This window comes from Stenotrophomonas sp. NPDC077420, from assembly GCF_044543385.1.
Taxonomy (GTDB): Bacteria; Pseudomonadota; Gammaproteobacteria; order Xanthomonadales; family Xanthomonadaceae; genus Stenotrophomonas.
The window spans coordinates 1-19,135 of the sequence record NZ_JBITVZ010000011.1 but is presented as its reverse complement, the minus strand read 5'-3'; the positions used below and the strand labels follow the sequence as shown (position 1 = coordinate 19,135).

The window sequence follows — 19,135 nt, the reverse complement described above, 5'->3', positions numbered from 1 at the left end:
CATCGTCAGGCGCCCATCAAATTTCCGCCGATCAGCGTCGGTGTCGCCGACGGAGAGCAAGGATTTGGCCGACCACAGCGGTAACGAGGATCAGGCTATTGGTGACCACAAAGACCGTCGATCCCATCAGGGCGCTGTAAGCGATGAACAATACCGATGCGGTCATTTGCCCGACGAAGAGCCATGTGGACACCGCTTCCACCGACCCTGCCCGGTGTTGCTTGTAGATCTGTCGAGACAACGTGGCAATGAGCACGGCCGTGGCGGCCCATCCGAGTAGGTCTGCCGGCATCGCGGTCATCGCACAAGTGCCTGCGCTGGTAGCACCGCAGCAGGGGTTCCCAAAACCTCGCGCTCCAAGGCCTGTAAAAAACTACTGAAACCCTGTGGTGCCCTTGATGAGCGTCGGGCGCTGGTGAATACCACCGGCCGCGCACGCCAAGCGATGCTTGCTCGCGAACACTCAAGGGCCCGCACCAGTGCTACATCCTCACCCGTTGCCAACGGCGGGAAGCCGCCGACTTTCTCATAAGCTGCGGCACTGAGGCCCAAGTTGGCGCCGTGGATATGACGGTGCCCATCGCACGACAGCTCGCGGCCGGCAAAGGCTTCACGCACAGCGGGGGGATAGTCGCGCCATTCGGCCACGTCCACCACCCCGCAGAACGCGTCAGCGCCGCATGCTACCTGCTTCCACAGCCAGTCCGCAGGCACGACCGTGTCGGCGTCGGTGCTGGCAATCCAACGTGCGCCCAAATCAAGCGCATGACGGGCCGCCGCCGCACGCGCGACACCTACGCAGCGCGCATCGAGCGCGACTGCCGCTGCACCGTGGAGAGCGCACACGCCCCCTGTGCCGTCGGTGCAGGCATCCAGCGCGACCACGGTTACTACCGGCTCGCCCTCCAAACCTGGATGCACTGCAGCTTCGTTGACCGCCTCAAGGCAGCGACCAATGTCATCGGCTTCGTTGTGCGCCGGCACGATAACCGCGATCACCACATGCCCTCAGGGTGGGCCACTCTGCTCGGCTTGGGGCTCAAGCCAATCAGTGGCAGATCGACGTCTGGGCCGGTCAGAGCGTGCGCAGGGCCGCGGCAAAGATGACGGTTCATTTGTCAGGGGATAAGGATCACCTTGCGGCAGTCCTCCTCCTTACGGTCGAAGAGTTCGTAGCCGCGGACGGCTTCTTCCAGGGGAAGGCGGTGAGTAATAATCACGCCCGGGTTGAGCGCGCCTTCCCCGATGTAGTCGAGCAACTCGGGCATCAGGCCCTGCACGTGGGTCTGGCCCATCTTGAAGGTCAGGCCCTTGTCGAACGCATCGCCAAGCAGGAAGCCATGCAGGTAACCGGCGTAGACGCCAGGAATGCTCACCCTGCCGCAGCGGCGGGTGGCCGCGATGCACTGGCGGATCGCCACCCCGCTGCTGCCTTCCACCTTCAGCGTGGTCAGTGCTGATTCGAGTGCGCTTCCTTCGGCTTCGAAGCCGACTGCTTCGATGGAGGCATCAACGCCGCGCCCGTTGGTCTGCGTGATGATGTATTCAGCCGGGTCTTCGATCTGACTGAAATCCACTGGGGTTACGCCGTAAGTCTGCGCGGCGAAGGCCAGCCGGTAGGCCAGGTGATCGACCATAAAGATGGTCTCGGCCCCCAGCAAACGGCAGCACGCGGCAGCCATCAGTCCGACCGGGCCGGCGCCGAAAATGGCCACAGTAGACCCCGGTTTGACGCCCGCATTGATCGCGGCCTGGTAGCCCGTAGGCAAGATGTCCGACAGGAACAGCACCTGCTCGTCGGGCAGCGCATCCGGCACGCGCAGCGGGCCCACGTTTGCCTTCGGAACCCTTACGTATTCAGCTTGGCCGCCGGACACCCCGCCGTATAGATGGCTATAGCCGAACAGAGCGGCGGGCGGGCGGATGCCCTTCTGGTTCACCGCCGCGCCCTTCCCGGTATTGGTGGTCTCACAGGCCGCGTGTTCAGCCAACTTGCAGTGGAAACATTCGCCGCAAGCGATGACGAACGGCACCACCACGCGGTCGCCAGGCCTTAAGTCGGTCACGCCGCTTCCTACCTCCTCCACGACCCCCATGAACTCATGACCCAGAACGTCACCGGTGTGAAGGTCGGGAATCTTTCCGCGGTATAGGTGAAGGTCCGAGCCGCAGATAGCAGTCGCGGTGACGCGCAGGATCAGGTCATCGGGCGCCGCCAAGGTGGGATCCGGGACGGTGTCCACCCGGACATCTTTGCTGCCGTGGTAGGTCAACGCGCGCATTGGCGGCTCCTCTTAACGTGATCGGTGCACCTAGAGATACCCGTCGCTGCGTCCCGGGTCGGTGACTGCCGTGTCGTGACGATGTGGAGCCCACCAAGCAGAGGGCGGTAATGAGTTCTCTAAGGTGGTTTTTGGTGACCAGAATGCCGGCATCGGCAAGTGTCTTCTCCGCCAGGAAGGCGGGGCGGGAATAGATCGCGTGCATCGGCGCTGACTTGATGATGCTTTCCGACCCACCCATGCGCGAAGACGAATCGGGCAGCTAGTTGCACCTCAAGCCCGCCACCTCGTCCACGCCCGGCAGGGGCGACGGCAGCACGGCTTTACACACGCCCGACACCTCGACTGCCATCCCCGACTCGGGGTGTTCGAGGTAAAGCGCCCCGTCGTAACCGACCATGGCTTGCTCGTTCGGCGTGGTCGCCATGGTGCCTGGTTGAATAGCGGTTCCAATGAGCACGAACGATCGGGCGTTTTGCGTGAGCACGGGGAACGTCACCCGCACGCCACCTTGGCGGGGCGCCATGGCCTGCTTCTCGGTCTCCCCGATCTCCATGCCCACCGGCAGCTCCTTTTCCTTGAGGCTGACGGTGGTGGGTAGCAGGGAGGGAACGTCGGTCACCAGCACCCGCCCCTGCCGGTTGGTGGTGCCGACCGGCGCCCCGTTGACCCGGACCGGCAAGCCCGCCTGGCCTGGCACGTCCACCACGGCGAAGCTGGCGTAGGCCGGACGCCCGAAGGCCACGCCGCGGTGGTCCAAGAACAGGGACCCGGAGAAGCTGGCCGCAGCGGTGGTCTGCCCGTCGTAGTGGTCCATGCTCGCTCGCACGTCGCCGTAGCGCAGGTTGGCCTCGGCAGTCGCGCGGGTGCTGCCCTGATCGCCCTCGGTGTGCTCTGCAGCCAAGCGAAGGCCGCCATCGGTGCGGTAGGTCGCCCGGGTGGTCAGGGCATCCTGGCCTGGGGCTTGGCGAGCGCGAACGCCCAAGCTGGCCTTGCTGCCGAAGCGGTAGGTGTAGCTGGCCGCCGCTTGGAGATCGCCGCCTTTCATGTCTTTGACGACGTTGGCCGACACCTGCCCCGCCTTGCCCAGGTTGGCCGACACCCCGAGCGCAGCGAATGCCAGGGAGGAACGCCCCGTGTCGATCGCGCTGTAAGTGCCTCGCACGGTGATGCGGCGATCCGGGCGGTAGAACACGGAGGCTTGGGTGCGCGAGGCAATGGGTGTGGCGTAGGTGCTCTGCAGGCGCCAGAAGCCATCGTTCTCCTCATGCTCCAGGCGCACGCCCAGCGTGGGGCCACGGTAGTCGTAGCTGGCCACCCAGCGCGTTCCGCCTTGGCTTGAGCGGCCCACCTCGCCATCGAACACCCCCCACGTGCCCGGAGCCCAGGTTGAGCCCAAGGTGAGGTTTCCCTTGTCCTGTTCGTCTATTTGGCCTCCGGCTCGAGCCGTCCAGCGGTCGTTAACGCCTTTGGCCCACGACCCACTTATGCCGGCCTCGCCGTAGTGGTTTTCGTCTTCGCGCACTTGGCCGGCCGCGATCTCCCAGGCGGAGAGGCCGGAGCGCAGCAGCACGGGAGAGACGTAGAGGCGCTGCATGGAGACGGCGGTTTCGCGGCCGTAGGTGTCGCGCACGACCACCGCCGTTTGACTGGCCCCCAAGGCCACGTTACGGCCTTCCACGGTGAAGGGTCCCGCTTTAATGTCCTGCCGCGTCACTTCGGCTTGGTTTGAGAGGACTTTGACTTGGCCGGGGTCCAGGGCGATGCCGCCCAGGGTAGGAACGGGCCACGTCGGCGTGAGCGGATCCAGCGCCGCAGGGTCCTTGGCGAGGCGAATACCGCCCAGCGCCACGGGGCCGATGCGGGGCGTGGCATAAACATCGCCGACTTGCCACGCCAGCTGCCGCTGGAGATCGTCTTTCTGCCATGCCGTCATGCCGCGACGCATTTCAAAGCCGGCGGGCGCTTGGTTGAGCTGGCCGGTTGAGGAAAGCACGCCCCAACGGCCGCCCGTTCGGGCTTCCAGGGCCAGAGAAGTCGCCTGCTGCCCTCCGGTGCGCTGCGTGGCCAGGTTGTAGTTCACGAGCACCCCGCCGATGGCCGGAGAGACCGTGGGGACGGGGCTGCCCTGGCGAGTGAGGCGTTGCGCCGGCTGTCGCTCGGCGGGGATGGTGAGCTGCACCGTGGCGTTCTCGGGGTTGTAAGCCACCACGACACCCAAGGATTGGTCGGTGAGGTTCTCGCCCGCTTCTTCGGGCCGAAGGGTCACGCCCAGCTGCTGCCAAGTGCTGCCCTCAGCGACCCACGCCCCGCCTTGCTGCCAGAGCAGCACGGGAACCTTGGCCGACACTCCGTTGGCCTGGATCGGTGCGGCGAGCACCGGCTCCACCCCGTCGGGGATGGCCGCGTGCAGAGGCCCCCCAGCGAAGACCAGGACCATCGCCAAGGCCAGGGCGCATCCTCTTCCCATGGAAGCGCCTTAGTCCGCAACGAGGGGGATGGAAGCCCCGTTGACCGTGACGGTGATCGACGCCGCTTTCTGGCCAGGCTTCAGCCCCACGTGCTTGCTCTGCCCCGGCAATACCCAGCCCAACGCCCCTTCCCGCCAGGCGGGCTGGCCTTGCGGTCCGATCGCGGTCATGCGCGCGGCGGTGGGACCGGTATTGGTCAGCAGAAGGCCATCGGGGGTGAAGCGGGCCGTGAGCAAGGGCGGCCCGGCGTGGGCGTCCTCAAAAGCCAACGGCAGGTTCTGGTGGATGAGCAGCTGCACGCGACCAGGCGTGGCCGGCTGGGGCAGTTGGCGCAACAGCACGCGGTAGTAGCCAGGCGTGCCGACGCCCTGGGTGCGGACCAACCGCACGGCCCGACGGGACCCTGGCGGGATTTCAACGATCGAGGGGGCAGCAAGAAGCGCCTTTGTGGGGCTTGTCACGTCTTGGCCATCGGCATCCAAGGCCCAGTCCAGCACCGTCACCTGAAATCGCTCCGGCGTCTCTCCGTCGTTTACCAGCGTCACCACCGCTGCCTTTTCGCCGGCTGGGGCCAAGATGCTCGTGGGAAACAACGACACGCTGCTTGCCCAAGCGGGAAACACACACAAAGAAAAAATAGAAACCCAAAGAACACGCTTAAACACAATCCCTCCCGAATCCAAAGACCTCCTTTGATCCAACCAAAACATTTAAGGTTGTCAACCCACCCACAAAAGAAAAACCCCCGAAACTTTCGGGGGTTTGATAGAAAACCTTTGAGGGTCAGTAAGTCAGGGTGACCGCAATGGTGTCGGAGAAGGTCCCGCCGGGCACCTTGTTCAAATCGTAAAAGGCATAGCCCACGCCGATCATTCGCTGTTCGCCGTCGCCCGTTCCTTCCAAAGCATCGGCCCCGCTGCCCCACACTTGGCTGGCACCAGGATCTTTGAAGAGGCCGTAGGCGACGAAGTTTCCGGCGCCATCCGACACGGCACGGTGGTTGGGACGGCCAATCGCGGCCCCGTAGTTCAATCCATCGCCGGGCACGATGCTGAAGGCGGTGCCTTGGTTGCAGCGAACCAGCAACGCGCCGTTGGAGTAGCCCTGCGTGCCGGACGCCAAGCCGTTGTATTCGCCGCCGCCCAGCTGGGTCACGAACATGCTGCACTCGTTGTTCACAGTGGCGGAAATCATCAGGTCTTCTGTTACGTCCGCGGCGGAAGCCGAAGCGGCAGAAAACGCGGCCATCAAGGCCAGAGAAAGGGAAATGGTCTTGCGCATGAATAATCCTCCTCGGATTTTTGGAAAGGGAAAGGACCCGAATTGGGCTTACTTAACCAATAGCCGATAAATCCATTTGCGCAATGGGATCCGCCAAGAAATATCTTCGAGGATCGAAGCCAGCGCTTGCAGCGAACCTGCGAGTGCGCTAAAAAGCAATAGCCGGTCGCAGAAGCGCCGGTGTTGTGCCCGCATGCCATTAGGCTCCGGGTGCCCGAGGTTCTCCAGTAGGAGGCGCGGGAATCCTTTCGATTCCGGAGCCTTCTATGACGACCAAGCGCCTCAAATCCATCCGCACGTCCGCCTTCCACGCCCAGTCCGGCCGTTGCTATTACTGCGGCCTGCCGATGTGGCTGACCTCCCCGACCGAGCTGGGGCTCAAGGGCAGCAATGGGCGCGGAATCCAATGCACTGCCGAGCATCTAACGGCCCAACAGGATGGGGGGCAGCACGTGCCAGAGAACGTCGTGGCTGCGCATGCCCGGTGCAACCAGGGCCGCCATAAGCGCCTCGGCCAGGCACCATCTCCTGACGCGTTTAGGACGCTGGTGATGCGAAGGGTCGCACGAGGAAAGTGGTGGCCTCAAAACTTGCCGTTCTGGCACCATCAGCCGATCCGTTGAAATCACCGCCAGGAAAGGAAGCACCTATGCTGATTAGGGGGACAGCGCCCGCCAGTTGTTTTGGACTTGCGGGGTGTGATGCAAGGTCGCCGCCCCTCCAATCTCCGGCTCGTCTTCCGGGCCTTCGACGTCAGACGTATCAGTAAATGACGCCACCCATATCGTCGTCACCCGGGTGCTTTCGCCACATTTCCAGCACGTGGTGTCGGCCTGCAGCAGGGCATAGCTTGGGGCAGCGAGGGGCAGTGTCACGCCCCCTCCCCCACGGCCGCGTCTCGCACTTCCCGGAGCCGCAGGGCCAGTTTGCTGCCAGACACCTTTCCTCCGCGACTGCCGCGTGCCTCGCTGACCACGCCCAAGGCGATTACCACGGCTTGGAGGAGGTCCGACTTCGTCCACCCCTGCTCGTTCCAATCCTCCGATAGGGCCGTCAATGCGCCGACGGCCTCCTTCCCTGACAGGTATTGGGCGCACGTCAAGGCGGACAGATGCAGTCCCAGCTGGGTGCGCAGGCGCGCTCCTGCCTCTTCTTGCAAGAGCGTTCCATTGGCGATATCGAGCAACACGTGCGCCGCAGCCACCGCCTTGGCACCGGCATTGGCGAGGCCTTTGTGCGCGGGGTTAGCCAGCAGACTTCGCCGAGCCCTTCTTGGGGGGCTTCCGCATCGGCTTGGCCTTGCTCGCCTTCTTCACCGCCTTGGTCACCTTCTTGACCGCCTTGGTTGGCGATTTGGTCACCGCGCCATCGGCCGCCGGGAACTTTGCACCCGGGTTGGCCTTGGCCCATGCTTTGCCGTCGGCGGATTTGGCCCACGTGGCGAAGGCCTTGGGGGTCAGGCCGCGGCCCGCCCATGTTTCACCGCTGGGAAGACGATACTTCGGGGCGACTTTGCCGAGCTTGCGGCCCTTCAACGATCCAGTGCCCGCCTTGGGCGCGCGCGCCGGCTGGGCGTCGATCGGTTCTCCGATGAGTTTGGCGACCTGCCGCCGCTGCGCGAGAGTGAGGACCTTCGCATACCTTTGGAGCACTGCGAGCGCCTTGGGCACCTCTCCGTCGCGTTTCTCGACCAGTTTTTTCTGCGCTTCCAGCTGTTTGATCTCAGCATCGAGCGATTTGAGGGTGGTGAAGGCCATTGAGATACTCGGTCAGATAAGGACGCCTTGGTTATATCCGATAACGCGCTTGCGAGACAGGCCCCCGTCTTTCTGCGCCCCTGCAATGGCTCGTTCGCACGTCTCGACGGAGCGCTCTCTATGGGGACGGGTGACCCAACAGCTTGCTCTTTTGCGAATCGAACTCGGCCTGCGTCAGGATACCTTGCTCCTTGAGCTTCAGAAGCTTGGCCAACTCATCGGCAACCGAAAGGGCTGGTGCTACGGTAGCGGGCACCGGGGCGGGCACCTCCGCGACGCTGACGACCTGAGTGGCCGTGGGACGGTAGTCCCGGTCGACGGTGAGCGACATTGCAGCATTGTTGCGCGTGACATCGAGTTGGTAGGTCGGCGCCTTGGTTGCCTTTGCCAGGCCATCCAGGAAGTCACCGTCGGTCTTGAACTTCTTTCCGGCCACCGAGGTGATGACGTCTCCTGCCTTGAGGCCCGCTCGGTCCGCGGCCCCACCAGGCGTCACCTCAGCCACCTCGTAGACAGCAGCCCTGCCGCGCGGAGCGACTTTCCCTAGAACTCCGAGCACGGTGTGGTTGGGGAAGGTCGTCCCTGCGGGGAACGCGCCTCCCGCACTGATCAGGAAGTTCATGATGCTGTTGTGGAAGTCCGCCCCTGAGAAAGGAGCGCGCTGCATCTGGCCGAAGGCCATCTGGGTTTCCATCCAGCCCGACACCTGCACACGCGAGACGCCGGACAGCTCACTCACGTTGAAGCGGAAGAAGCGCCGAGGAGGCGTGGAGTAACTGTTCCCGAGCAGCATCTGACCCATGATGGACTGACCCGTGCTCAACGGCGACTCGCAAACGACTTCCGTATCGCTGCTGCTCACGACCGTCCACTGGACATCCATGCATTTGCTGGACAAGCGGGAGACGGCCACCGATGCCTTGCCTGAGAACACCGCCTCGGGTGTGCCACTGGGAGTCACAGCGAACAGCTGGGAGCCAGTAGCGGTGAACGGCAGGATGATGAAACCAAGAAGAAAAATCAACGTTCGAATCGCCATGGCGCTCCCCCTAGAGCATGTGACGTTGGACCTCCAGCGAATGTTACCCGTTTAGGTAACCCCTTAAGCGCCGGATCGGCCCTCCAGAATCTCTCGCGCGATTTCCTCAGCGGCGTGCAGCGCCAGGCGGCACGATTCGAAATCCGGTAGCACCACGTCCCGGCAACCCGCTGCCGGGACCTCCACGGATAGAAGGCGCCATTGGAACCCTCCGCCGCGCCAGATCGTGGCCGAATACTCGTGACCGTCAAAAGAGAGAAATACCCGATGTAAAGACTCCGGAGGCTTCTGAGTGCCCATGACGGCTTTTCCAGGAGCAGGATGGCTCAGTCTGTCTTCGGGCCCCACGCTGTGCAACACAGGAAGCCTGAATAGGCCGAGGCCGAGATGAGCTCGGGGCCTCATGGAAGCGATACGGCTATAACAAAGGCCTTGGGGAAGTTCTTCGACCATCGACAGCCCTGGAGATCAGCGCCTTACGCAGCCTTGCGGTGCTCGTAGTAGGGGTGCTGCTTGTCGTCCATCAGAGCGAGCAACTCCTCGACGCTGCGGCCCTGCGGCGTCAACCAAGCGTCCACGTTCTCCGGCTTGAGGTTGACAATGGCGCGATCGTGCCCTGCAGCCGCGACTTCAGGCTCGGGGGCGTCGGTCACCGCCGCATAGGACCAGAGATCGGGCAGCAGGCCGGCCGGATCGGTCCAATGGGACACCAGGCACGCGATCAGCAGGTTCTCTCCGGTGCTCGGGATGAACTGAAGTTCTTGGCTGCCGCCTGCCCCATCATCGACGTTCTCGTAGAACACACGCGCCACCATCAAGCCGTGCGTATGCCCGAACTGGTGTCGCCAGAACCGAGTGAGGTTGTCCCGGCGGGCGTTGTAGGTGCCCGAGACCTGCCCGCGTTTGGTTCTGTCGATGCTAGGGTCCATGCCTGCCGGTCGGCAGTTGTAGCGCATCGGCCGAACGATCGGCCTGCCGTCCTCCACGATGAGAACAGGGGCATACCAGTCCGGGAAGATGCGGTCGTCGCGCTCGGGGACGGGCACCGTGCGGATGCCATCCGATATCCAGCGTTTCAGCTGCTTGACCTTGTTGCCCGCGATGCGTTGGTCGTTCGCGGCTTTCTTCGTCGGCTTGGACCCGGCCAACACCCGCTCTGCGTCGGCCAACCGCTTGGCCTGCTTGAACAGCTCTTGCTCGCTGTTTTGCACAAAAGTGGCGTTGTAGGACTGGATCAGCGCCTGAATCTCCGTCACGCCAGGCGTTTGCGGATGGAGGAACCCCTGGTCCATCCCTTTGGGGATTTTGATCTTGGGATCCGCTGCCCGGCGCAGGTAAAGCTCGACGAATGCGTCGATGTCGATGTCCGCGCCATAGGCGCGAACATATTTGTGGTAATCGGCCCACACTTCAGCGGAATAGCACATCCGGTCCTCTCCCAGCACGCGGTCTAGGCAATCCTAGCCAACCGGCCCGAGAGGGCGCGTGTGGAGGAAGCAAGCGCTCTGCCCCATGAGCGCATTCAGGAACTCCGACAAGCCGCGTTAGCAATACTACTAACAGCCCGCTAGACTGACGGCCCGTTGTGGTCTCACTGGATGAGCCAGCCTTTCAGGAAACTCCCGCCATGCTCACCCCATCCTCCTTCCCTCCCGGCTTCCTTGGCGCCGCCAACCTGGCCGCCGAAGTCCTGGCCCTCCCTGTGCTGCCGGTGCGCGTCACGTGTGGCTTCCCCAGTCCAGCCGAGGACTTCTTCGGCGTCACGGACCTGCTGGACCTCAACCAGCGGTGTATCGACAACCCGGTCGCCACGTTCTTTGTCGAGGCCGATACCGGCGAATCCATGGAGGGGTTTGGCATTGGACCAGGCGACACGCTGGTGGTCGACCGGAGCAAACGGCCGCGTCCGGGGGATGTCGTGATGGTGTTGTGGGAGGGAGGGTTCACCGTCAAGCAGCTGCGCCAGCGGGCCGGCCGGTTTGAGCTGCATTCCGGCAACCCGGCCAATGCTGCAATACTGGTTCCAGAAGACGTTGAGCTGGACGTCTGGGGCGTGGTGACCTGGTCCTTCCGAAAACAACTCAGGCGCTGACATGGAAGACTTACGAACCCGTTGGAGTCACCTCACAGCAATGGAGGGCCCGCGCTGGCCCATCCGCTGCGGTCATGTATTCAGCGCCGACGACCTCGCACTGCTGCGGGAGGGCCTTTGGCCCCGCGATACGGACGACCGGTGGGCGGTTTGGGTGGACGGTGGGGACACCTTGCGATGCTGGCGCTCCTCGACCGGCACGTGCATTTACGAGGCCCAGTTGCTGTTCGTCACCGACGGTTCGGCGGCAGTTGGCGTGCTGAACGTGCTTGACGAAGAAAATGTCTACCGGCGAGCGCCCACGGACGAAGGGGAGCTCGAACGCTTTGAAGGGGTGCTGTCCCTCGTGTGGCGTCGCGAGGCCGGGTCCAACGCGCTCGAAGACATAACAACTATCCAGGAGCCGTGATGCGCGATCGAATAGCTCTTTGGAAGCGTGTCTACGACACAGACGACAACGCGATTTCGAAGGCATTGTCCAAGCTCGCGTGGGACCTGACCGCATTCACTTGCGTGGTGGAAATGGTCCGCCACGCGCCCGATGTCGATGACGGGAAGCGACTCAATGGGATGGTGTTGGAAATGCTCGTTACGGGCTTCTGGAGCAGCACCATGCAAGGCGTTCGGCGTCTGGCTGAGCGGGACACCATCCACGGCGCTTATGGGGTGTGCTCCATTTCTGGCCTGTTGCTGGACGCCAAAGCGATCCGGCAACGCGTCACGCGCCGGGTATTCGTAGAGGACATTGCCGGATTGGCCTATAACTACTCCGCCGTTGAAGAACAGTATTGGCAGTTCGCGCGCGCCCAACCACCAGGCGACGCTTATCTCGTTCCGCGGGAGTATCAATACGAGCCTTCGGCACAACGGCATGCAGTGTTTGACTGGCTCAGCGGGACCACGTCCGGCACCTCAACTCCGGATGATCTGATTCGGGAAGAAGTGTTCGACGCGTTGGAGCGCCGCCTAGCGGGCCTGGATGGTGTCGTGGAACACGTTAACGTAGAGATTGCCCACGCGGCCACAGAGTTCAGCCGGACGGGCCGAGTGCTTCCGCGCTGGAATCTGGACGACGCAAAGGACGCCATCAAGGAGCTGGCCCAGATCGCGCAACTGGTGGGTGAGTGGTTTTGCTACAGCGGCATTGGCAGCGTTCTTCCCCACCCGTCGTTCGACCAATTCGCGCACTTGGACCAGCCCCTTTTCAACGGTGACACACAACAACTCCAAGCTACTTGGGATGGCTTGGAGCAAGAAATCAGGCAGTGGCACGACGTGGATCCGAGGACCCTTTGACATGTTGGGCCTCGTCGACGGCAACAACTTTTACGCCAGCTGCGAACGGATCTTTAACCCATCGCTCCGAGGCAGGCCCGTGGTCATCCTCTCCAACAACGACGGGTGCGCCATTGCCCGCAGCCAGGAGGCCAAGGATCTGGGGGTTGGGATGGGTCAGCCGATCCACCAAGTCCCTTCCGACGTTCGTCGCCAGCTGAAGGTGCTATCAGCCAACTTTGGCCTCTACGGCGATCTGTCGGGGCGCGTGGTCTCAATCCTCCGGGACCTTTTTCCGCACGTTGAGGTCTACAGCATCGATGAATCGTTCGTTTCGTTCGATGGCATCCCGGCCGGGGAGCACCAACGGATAGCCGGGGAAGCCCGCGCGCGGATTCTGCAGTGGACCGGGATTCCGTGCTGCGTGGGCATCGGCCCAACAAAAACATTGGCCAAGCTGGGCAACAAGGCCGCCAAGAAGACGGTGAACGGGGTCATGACCGCACTGCCCGGCTCCGCCCTGTTGGACCGCTTTCCTGTCGAAGATGTCTGGGGCGTGGGCCGCAAGCTCACTGCCCAGCTGGGGATTGAAGGTGTGCTTACCGCGGCTGACTTGGTTCACGCCGACAGCGACACGTTGCGGGCGCGGTATGGCGTGACGTTGGCCCGCACCCAGCGAGAGCTTCAGGGCATTGCCTGCTTCTCGTTAGAAGAAGTCGAACCGGACCGGCAGCAGATCGTGGTGTCCCGTTCGTTCGGCAAAGAGGTCGTGGCCTTAGAAGACGTCCAACAAGCCGTTGCCACCTTCGCCCAGCGGGCCTGCGAGAAGCTCCGAGGGCGCTCGCTGCAGGCCGGTGGGGTTTGGGTGTTTCTCCACACCAACCCGTTCAAGCCCGGGGCACCCCAATACCATCCCAGCAAGGCTCTTAACTTCATATCGCCGACCACGGACACCCGCGAGGTGCTCGTGGTGGTTCAAGCCCTGACCAAGGCGATGTGGAGGGAAGGCTACCGTTACAAGAAGGCGGGCATCGGGCTGCTGGACCTGACCGCGAGGGACGTCCACCAAGGCGATCTGTTCGCCCAGGTAGACCCGCGCTCCCACGCGTTGATGGACGTCATGGACCGCGCAAACGCGAAGTTCGGTCGTGGCGCCATGGCGTTTGCGTCGTCTGCCAAGCGCGTGCGCGGAGGCGAGCAGCGCAGGCAGGTGTGGGCCATGAACCAGACCGCGTTGTCACCGGCTTATACGACCAGGTGGGATCAGCTGGTTCGAGTGAGGTAGTGACCGTCATCGCGCCAACCATTCCACCAACTCGCGGACACCGGCCGCGTCGGAGCAGGCTGCGTCCACTCCCTCGTTCTCCACCTTCATTTGCAAGGTGAGCCACGCGTGTTCCTTCTTCTCCTTCAGCCCGACATGAGGTTCGATAGCTCCTCGGCTCCATAACCAGATCGATTTATCCCGAAGCTTTAGAACTAGAGCATGAATGTGAGGCGCCGCCTCTGGCTTTCCCGCAAGAAGTTCGAAGGCTTTTGATGCGCCCCCCTGCGGGCCCTTCTTTGGAAGCCCGCCATCGTCCAGAGAGATGGTTCCCGCGTCCGACATCTCTGCCAGTATGGTCTTACAGGCACCAAGATCCGTGTCGTCCGCATCTAAAAACCCATGCTTAGATGCCTGCCGGAAAGCATAGTCGAGATCCACAATCGCACATGCCGGAATCCCAATCGCGTCAAGAATCTCCATGGATTTCTGAGTGTCGGACACCCCGCTCATCGCGACAATCGCGAGTGAAGACTGTCCCATGGTCTTCCCGGAGGCGGCGCAAAAGAGACTTGGAAGCAAACGGAGTTCTGTCTTTCCCTCGGTCAAGACCACCTTGTCCGCGAATAGCATCTGGGACGAGTTGGTCAAACTAAAAATCTGGTGGAGTTGGTGCGTCGGCTCCGCAACCAGCTTTTCGACGACCGCCTGAAGCCTCGGCCTTGCTTGTGTGCCCTGCGGATGTTTCTTCGTCATCAGCAAGGCGTTCTTCGCGTCACGGGCGAGGATCATCTGAGCGGAGTGAGTCGAAAAAATGACTTGATAGCCCGCTTCAGATAGCAAACGCAAAGCCTCGCGAACTTGCTCCACTGCGAAGGGGTGCATGAACAGCTCGGGCTCATCGATCAACAACAAGGTCACACCGCCCACGACCGCCGCCCCTCGCTTCAGATCAGCCAAGTGACGCACCATGGCCATTTGAATGGCGCGCTGGGCACCGTGGCCGTAGGAACCGAAGGCTCTGCCCTTTCCATCACCTTCATAGACCTTAACAGTTCCAGCTTTGATGAGATCGTTCAGAACTGGGACTGGAAAATCCAGCTTGATGCTGACCCCAGGGAACAAATCAGAGATTTTCGCATTAATCGAGGCATCGATTCGCCCCAGCTCATCAAACCGCTCTGCTCCCTCCGCGGAAAGCATTCCAATGATCGCCGAAAGGTGCGGTGACAGGTCAGCCTCGTGCCTCTCCTGGATCGCCGCAACCATGTCGGTAAGAAGTTTGCCAATCGTCGTAGTGGTTTTTGCTTTACTGGCGTCCTCGGCCGCATCCTCCATCGCTCCGATGCGTATTGGCTCCGGGAAAAGAGCAGAGATTGCTTGATCAATACCGGTTGGATTGGGATCCCACGCGTTCGTGTCTGGATTCAATATGGTTAGGAATACATCCCCGCCAGGCACCTGCTGAACTTTTCGGATGAAGAGCACCCCATTGCGCACATGGTGCTCAATTTTGCTTCGATGCCTAACCTCTAGCGTCGCGAGGTCCGCTTCGGCGATGCCGTAAAGGCGGCCGAATACCTCAACAGGCAATAGGGAATCGTGGAAGTCTTCCTCCTTCAACTTCCCCTTTTTCACCAACCATTGCAACGCAGTGAGGCAGTTGCTTTTACCGCAGTTGTTCAACCCGACCAGCGGCGTAAACTTGGTCAGTTGCAACTGGGTGGAAACACACGATCGGAAGTTCCGAATATCTAAGTCTGAGATGTAGACAGCCATTCCGTTGCCCCCTGTTGTGAGTCACTCCCCGATCACAGCCCTAAGCTGTTCGGTGACGCTGTTGCCCTTCTCATCCTTCAACTGGGCCATGAGGTAAACCCCTCGGCCATTGCTCTTCTTGGCCCACAGCTCCCCGATCATGCGCTTCTCCTTCTCGGAGTCTGCGGAGTAGCGGTCGCCGCCTTTGTATTCAACGACCAGCAAGCGGCCGTCCTTGAGTCGGGCGACGAAATCCGGGTAGGTCCGCTGCTTGGACGTCGGCATCCAGAACTGGCTCTTGTCCACCAGGTTGCGGACCCAGAACTCCACCTCATCCAGCTGGTCGATGGCTTGGGCACACAAGAACTCTTCACCGACCTTGCCGCTGGCGGTCTTCCACTGAAGATCGCCCACGAAGGGGTAGTAGTGCTTGCGGAAGCGATACGTGCCGCCTTGGTAGTAGGAATGCGCCGGATACTGGGTCATGTCCGCCGGATAGGTGAACATGGCATCGGGCTCGTCGCTGACCACGATCTCGGCCTTTGCACCGAACAAGGCCTGTTGGAAGCCATCCTTGAGCGCCTCGGCTTTGGCGATCTGGAGCTGCTCGCCCAACTTCCGCCGGAGCACGAACTGGCCATTGAGCAGTTGGGACAGTGAGAAGCCCCGATCTTCGGACAGCCCGCTGATGGACCGGCGCAGCCACTCGCGAAGAATCGGCTGCTTCACGCCAGGGTCTCGGATCTTCTGATCCAGCCAACCCACCAAATCTGCTTGGGTTCTATCCTTGGCAAAGCCCGGCAGGTAGGTATTTACGTCGTCATCGATCTTCGTGTAGCTGACCTTTGCATCAACCAAATCCACCTCGAAGGTCTGGCTGTCGGCATTGAACTTGAGGCTGGAGAGGTCCGGCGGGTAAGCCAGCAAGTCCCAGGCGAAGCCCGGGGGCGTGGCACCGCTCTCCACGAACTCCAGCTCGCCCTGCTCCATGACGCCGAGCCGGGGGACGCGGAACACAACACCGTTCTGGCTGGGGGCTTTGACTGCCTTGGCCGTGATCTGGTGCCGCTGGATCGTAGCCGTCGCCTCCTCGCGCTCCTTGGCCGGCACAGCCTTGGTAATGGCTTCCACCGTGGCTTCGTCTACTTCCCCGGTGATCTCGACCGTGCCGCTCTTCCCATCCCCGCCCAAGGTGAACACCACGTTCTCCTGGTCCCGTGCCGGCACGTCAGAGAAATCGGGCCGTTTGCTGACCGCGACGGTGGTCTTGGGAGCTGTCGGTGCTGGGTTGACGTTGCCCCCCTTGAGATCCAAGCCGGGACCCGGCGTGAGATCCGTCAGCACCGCGCCAACGGCTTCCAACGGGTTGAACCCGATATCGATGAGCGATTTGGTGAGCTCCGTAGCCGCCAAATTGAAAGCCGTGGTGGTGACGTGCGCGTAGGCCTTGTTCATGGCCTCTTGCTTGCGGCGGGTGGCATAGGGCATGCGCAGCACGCGGCCCAGCAACTGCTGGATGTCTTTGTCGCTTTTGACTTGGGCCACCGAGCAGAAGACGTAGGCGAAAGAACAATCCCACCCTTCCTTGAGTGCTTGCTTGGTAATGATGACCTCGATCGGACAGTCCTTGGCGAACAGATCCACGCCATCGATTTCGCGTTGGTCACCGGTTGCAATGGCAATGGCCTTCTCGGGCACCTTTTCGTTGTCGATGAGGTGCTTTTTGACCTCCTCCACCGTGGCCGTGCCCTTGGCGTTCTCGGCCTGGATCAGCAGGATGGGACGGATATAGTCCGGCTCGCCAAGCGCGGTCTTGCCCAGCTCGTTTCGGCGGGCGACGGCGCTGCCCACAGCGACCTCCCACTGCGCGACATGCTCTTTCAGCACGACCGGGAACTTGATCATGTCCGCTGCCTTGAGCTCAAAGGCGCTGACGCTGACCAGCACGTTGCTCTTGCTGGCCTCGGGGGTCGCGGTCAGCTCCACCACCACTTTGGCACCCAAGCGCTCGTAGACCTGATACGAGAGCGGCGTGTTCGCATTGTGGGCTTCGTCGGTGATGACCAACGGTCCGTGGAGTTTGAGCAGGTTGGCGAACGAGGCAATCGCCTTCCCGGCCTTGTTCTGCTCCAGGTAGGGAAGGTCCGACACGCTGCCTGCAAAATGGGCCTCCAGATCTTCGTGGTGTTCGTAGACCTTTCGACCTTCCTGGTTCTCCACGCGCAGCGCCGCCATGGTCGAAATGACCACGCACACCTTGGTGCCCAGGTCCGCGGGACGAATGTGGGTGAAGTCCTCCACGTCGAATACCGCCACCTTGCCGCCGAATGCCTCGTCCAGCTCCTGGCGGTAAGGGTGACGTGGATTCTTGAACGCTTCGAGGGTCTGGGTCTTGATCTGGGTGGTGGGCACCATCCACATGACCAGCGGGAACTCACGCTCCAGGTATGCGTCGCCTGCGGCCTGAATGATGTGCGCGCCCATCACGGTCTTACCGCCGCCAGTGGGGATGCGCAGGCAGACGTAGGGCGAGGCTTCCATGCCCGGCATGGGCTTGTAGTGGGTGACCAAGCCAGGATCGACGTTCTGCTCGAACGCGGATGCGGGGCCGGTCAACCGGGCGTCCTCCAAGAACTGGGCCAAGCTGGACAGCGCCCGCTGCTGATACACCTTGAGAGAAAGAGCCATGCTTAGCGTGCCTTGATGTCGTAGGGGGTCTGCTTGAAGGTGATTTGGAGCTCCTCCAGCCGCTCCTTGGGCAAGTCGCACGACTCGCCGTAGATCACCTTTGGACCATCAAAGGGCTGCAGGCCCTTCAACACCCGCTTGGTCAGCACGTTGCCGCCGGCCTTGCTTTCATCGCCCAGGATGCCGTTGAAGAGCAGGTAGTAGCCGATCCCGTGGTGTTCGCCCAGGTACGGCTGCTTGGGGGCACGGGTGGAGCGAGCTGCACCAGTCTCGGCGAACCACACATGTGCAGCCAAGTGCTCGAACTTGATGCTCTCGCGAATGTGGCCTTCGTCATCAAATACTGGGACGCCCAGCTTGTAGAAACGGAATCCGCCCCCGCCCTTCCAGCCGACGATTTTAGAAATACCAGACTGCTCACCCTCGACGACTGCCTTCAAACGCGGCAGGCACTTCTCTTCAGCATGATCGCCGCGTTCGACCCCTATCCAGCGGCGCCCCATCTTGTGGGCCACGGCAGCTGTTGTCCCGGACCCCAAGAAGGAGTCAAGAACGAGATCACCTTCATTGGTCACCAAGTCGAGACATCGCTTGATTAGCGACTCTGGCTTCTTGCTTTTGGGGAATTCGACATTGCCTTCTTTATGCAAGTTGTTCGACAGCAAGTCGTCCCATAGCGTAGTCAATGGCTCACCAGCCACTAAAACACCGTCCACTTCCTTAAGCTTAGACGTGTAGAAAAGCAGCCGTTCGCCACCCAAGAAATACATATCTGAGTGCTTGTCCCGCCGATGCAAGACAACCTCTTGCGGCCGTGCCTGAGATGCATCGATAGCCTCCCTGACATCTTGGCCCACCGCTTCATAGTCAGGCCTCGCCGAACGGCAAACATGGCTTGCATGATCAACAACAAAGTCGTTCAGGTATTCCTCAAAGCCATCACCCAGCTCCTTCTTAAGATCCGCCACCTTTCTGCCAGCTTTCTGACTGACTGCTGCAGCAAGTGTCGTGAACTTCCATGCCTCAATGGGATCTTGGGGATTGACCAAAAAGCGGCCGTAGCGCTTATCTCGCTCGCGCCCAGTGAAAATACGATTGGGCCTCCACTTGGCCTTATCCTTCGCGTAAATGAGTGAATCGCCCAGGATTTCGTAGACACCTCGCAGCCATAAACTATGGCTTAGGCGGAGGTGGTTATGAGCACGAAGCGTTATACGGATGAGTTCAA

At 61.7% G+C, this 19,135-nt stretch carries 17 protein-coding genes; 5 read left to right on the top strand and 12 right to left on the bottom strand.

The window, feature by feature from the left end; translation table 11 throughout:
* Positions 1–31: 31 nt before the first annotated feature.
* From ACIGII_RS12000 to ACIGII_RS11975, 6 genes are all read right to left on the bottom strand, one after another.
* A complete protein-coding gene (locus ACIGII_RS12000) occupies positions 32–292 on the bottom strand; it encodes a PQ-loop repeat-containing protein (RefSeq protein WP_210132181.1) in 261 nt (86 codons plus the stop codon).
* Between the two features lie 5 nt (positions 293–297).
* Positions 298–999 carry a glycosyltransferase gene (locus ACIGII_RS11995; protein ID WP_399638385.1) on the bottom strand — a complete coding sequence of 234 codons (702 nt, stop codon included), beginning with the start codon at positions 997–999 and terminating at the stop codon, positions 298–300.
* A 119-nt stretch (positions 1,000–1,118) separates the two neighbouring features.
* Entirely contained in the window at positions 1,119–2,282 is a 1,164-nt protein-coding gene (locus tag ACIGII_RS11990) for a zinc-dependent alcohol dehydrogenase (RefSeq protein ID WP_399638383.1), read from the bottom strand.
* A gap of 262 nt (positions 2,283–2,544) precedes the next feature.
* On the bottom strand, positions 2,545–4,722 hold the full coding sequence (locus ACIGII_RS11985) for a fimbria/pilus outer membrane usher protein (protein WP_399638546.1): 2,178 nt from the start codon (positions 4,720–4,722) through the stop codon (positions 2,545–2,547).
* 39 nt (positions 4,723–4,761) lie between these two features.
* Positions 4,762–5,352 carry a molecular chaperone gene (locus tag ACIGII_RS11980; protein ID WP_399638382.1) on the bottom strand — a complete coding sequence of 197 codons (591 nt, stop codon included), beginning with the start codon at positions 5,350–5,352 and terminating at the stop codon, positions 4,762–4,764.
* 184 nt (positions 5,353–5,536) lie between these two features.
* On the bottom strand, positions 5,537–6,034 hold the full coding sequence (locus ACIGII_RS11975; protein ID WP_399638380.1) for a spore coat U domain-containing protein: 498 nt from the start codon (positions 6,032–6,034) through the stop codon (positions 5,537–5,539).
* Between the two features lie 266 nt (positions 6,035–6,300).
* On the opposite strand from ACIGII_RS11975, the gene ACIGII_RS11970 reads away from it, so the two are divergent.
* Complete coding sequence (locus ACIGII_RS11970; RefSeq protein WP_399638378.1) at positions 6,301–6,657, top strand: HNH endonuclease; 357 nt, start codon at positions 6,301–6,303, stop codon at positions 6,655–6,657.
* Between the two features lie 621 nt (positions 6,658–7,278).
* Here the strand turns inward: ACIGII_RS11970 and ACIGII_RS11965 are convergent.
* The 3 genes from ACIGII_RS11965 to ACIGII_RS11955 all read right to left on the bottom strand — a co-directional run bounded on the left by ACIGII_RS11965 (position 7,279) and on the right by ACIGII_RS11955 (position 10,275).
* Positions 7,279–7,791, bottom strand: coding sequence for a histone-like nucleoid-structuring protein (locus ACIGII_RS11965; RefSeq protein ID WP_399638376.1), 513 nt, complete (start codon positions 7,789–7,791; stop codon positions 7,279–7,281).
* Between the two features lie 118 nt (positions 7,792–7,909).
* On the bottom strand, positions 7,910–8,830 hold the full coding sequence (locus ACIGII_RS11960; RefSeq protein WP_399638374.1) for a PDZ domain-containing protein: 921 nt from the start codon (positions 8,828–8,830) through the stop codon (positions 7,910–7,912).
* Positions 8,831–9,306: 476 nt separating this feature from the next.
* Complete coding sequence (locus tag ACIGII_RS11955; protein ID WP_399657522.1) at positions 9,307–10,275, bottom strand: SOS response-associated peptidase family protein; 969 nt, start codon at positions 10,273–10,275, stop codon at positions 9,307–9,309.
* A 182-nt stretch (positions 10,276–10,457) separates the two neighbouring features.
* Between ACIGII_RS11955 and ACIGII_RS11950 the strand changes: the two genes are divergently transcribed.
* The 4 genes from ACIGII_RS11950 (at position 10,458) to ACIGII_RS11935 (ending at position 13,482) form a co-directional block, all read left to right on the top strand.
* Positions 10,458–10,922 (top strand): LexA family protein, encoded by a 465-nt coding sequence (locus ACIGII_RS11950; protein ID WP_399638371.1) that lies wholly within the window; start codon positions 10,458–10,460, stop codon positions 10,920–10,922.
* 220 nt (positions 10,923–11,142) lie between these two features.
* Entirely contained in the window at positions 11,143–11,331 is a 189-nt protein-coding gene (locus tag ACIGII_RS11945; RefSeq protein ID WP_282243677.1) for a hypothetical protein, read from the top strand.
* The gene (locus ACIGII_RS11940) at positions 11,331–12,218 is read left to right on the top strand and encodes a hypothetical protein (RefSeq protein WP_399638369.1); all 888 of its coding nucleotides are present in this window, start codon (positions 11,331–11,333) and stop codon (positions 12,216–12,218) included. The genes ACIGII_RS11945 and ACIGII_RS11940 overlap by 1 nt, the downstream gene beginning before the upstream one ends.
* A gap of 1 nt (position 12,219) precedes the next feature.
* On the top strand, positions 12,220–13,482 hold the full coding sequence (locus ACIGII_RS11935; RefSeq protein WP_399638367.1) for a Y-family DNA polymerase: 1,263 nt from the start codon (positions 12,220–12,222) through the stop codon (positions 13,480–13,482).
* A 6-nt stretch (positions 13,483–13,488) separates the two neighbouring features.
* On the opposite strand, the gene ACIGII_RS11930 is transcribed toward ACIGII_RS11935, so the two are convergent.
* From ACIGII_RS11930 to ACIGII_RS11920, 3 genes are all read right to left on the bottom strand, one after another.
* Positions 13,489–15,240 (bottom strand): ATP-dependent nuclease, encoded by a 1,752-nt coding sequence (locus ACIGII_RS11930; protein WP_399638365.1) that lies wholly within the window; start codon positions 15,238–15,240, stop codon positions 13,489–13,491.
* Positions 15,241–15,261: 21 nt separating this feature from the next.
* Positions 15,262–17,907 (bottom strand): DEAD/DEAH box helicase, encoded by a 2,646-nt coding sequence (locus ACIGII_RS11925; RefSeq protein WP_399638364.1) that lies wholly within the window; start codon positions 17,905–17,907, stop codon positions 15,262–15,264.
* Positions 17,908–17,909: 2 nt separating this feature from the next.
* Positions 17,910–19,135: DNA methyltransferase (locus tag ACIGII_RS11920; RefSeq protein ID WP_399638362.1), on the bottom strand; the 1,226-nt coding region annotated here is incomplete at its 5' end.

What these genes read in the sequence shown, in the direction of transcription:
- ACIGII_RS12000 (WP_210132181.1), bottom strand. Translation starts at nt 292, where the DNA reads ATGCCGGCAGACCTACTCGGATGGGCCGCCACGGCCGTGCTCATTGCC.
- ACIGII_RS11990 (WP_399638383.1), bottom strand. Translation starts at nt 2,282, where the DNA reads ATGCGCGCGTTGACCTACCACGGCAGCAAAGATGTCCGGGTGGACACC.
- ACIGII_RS11985 (WP_399638546.1), bottom strand. Translation starts at nt 4,722, where the DNA reads ATGGTCCTGGTCTTCGCTGGGGGGCCTCTGCACGCGGCCATCCCCGAC.
- ACIGII_RS11975 (WP_399638380.1), bottom strand. Translation starts at nt 6,034, where the DNA reads ATGCGCAAGACCATTTCCCTTTCTCTGGCCTTGATGGCCGCGTTTTCT.
- ACIGII_RS11970 (WP_399638378.1), top strand. Translation starts at nt 6,301, where the DNA reads ATGACGACCAAGCGCCTCAAATCCATCCGCACGTCCGCCTTCCACGCC.
- ACIGII_RS11965 (WP_399638376.1), bottom strand. Translation starts at nt 7,791, where the DNA reads ATGGCCTTCACCACCCTCAAATCGCTCGATGCTGAGATCAAACAGCTG.
- ACIGII_RS11960 (WP_399638374.1), bottom strand. Translation starts at nt 8,830, where the DNA reads ATGGCGATTCGAACGTTGATTTTTCTTCTTGGTTTCATCATCCTGCCG.
- ACIGII_RS11950 (WP_399638371.1), top strand. Translation starts at nt 10,458, where the DNA reads ATGCTCACCCCATCCTCCTTCCCTCCCGGCTTCCTTGGCGCCGCCAAC.
- ACIGII_RS11940 (WP_399638369.1), top strand. Translation starts at nt 11,331, where the DNA reads ATGCGCGATCGAATAGCTCTTTGGAAGCGTGTCTACGACACAGACGAC.
- ACIGII_RS11935 (WP_399638367.1), top strand. Translation starts at nt 12,220, where the DNA reads ATGTTGGGCCTCGTCGACGGCAACAACTTTTACGCCAGCTGCGAACGG.
- ACIGII_RS11930 (WP_399638365.1), bottom strand. Translation starts at nt 15,240, where the DNA reads ATGGCTGTCTACATCTCAGACTTAGATATTCGGAACTTCCGATCGTGT.
- ACIGII_RS11925 (WP_399638364.1), bottom strand. Translation starts at nt 17,907, where the DNA reads ATGGCTCTTTCTCTCAAGGTGTATCAGCAGCGGGCGCTGTCCAGCTTG.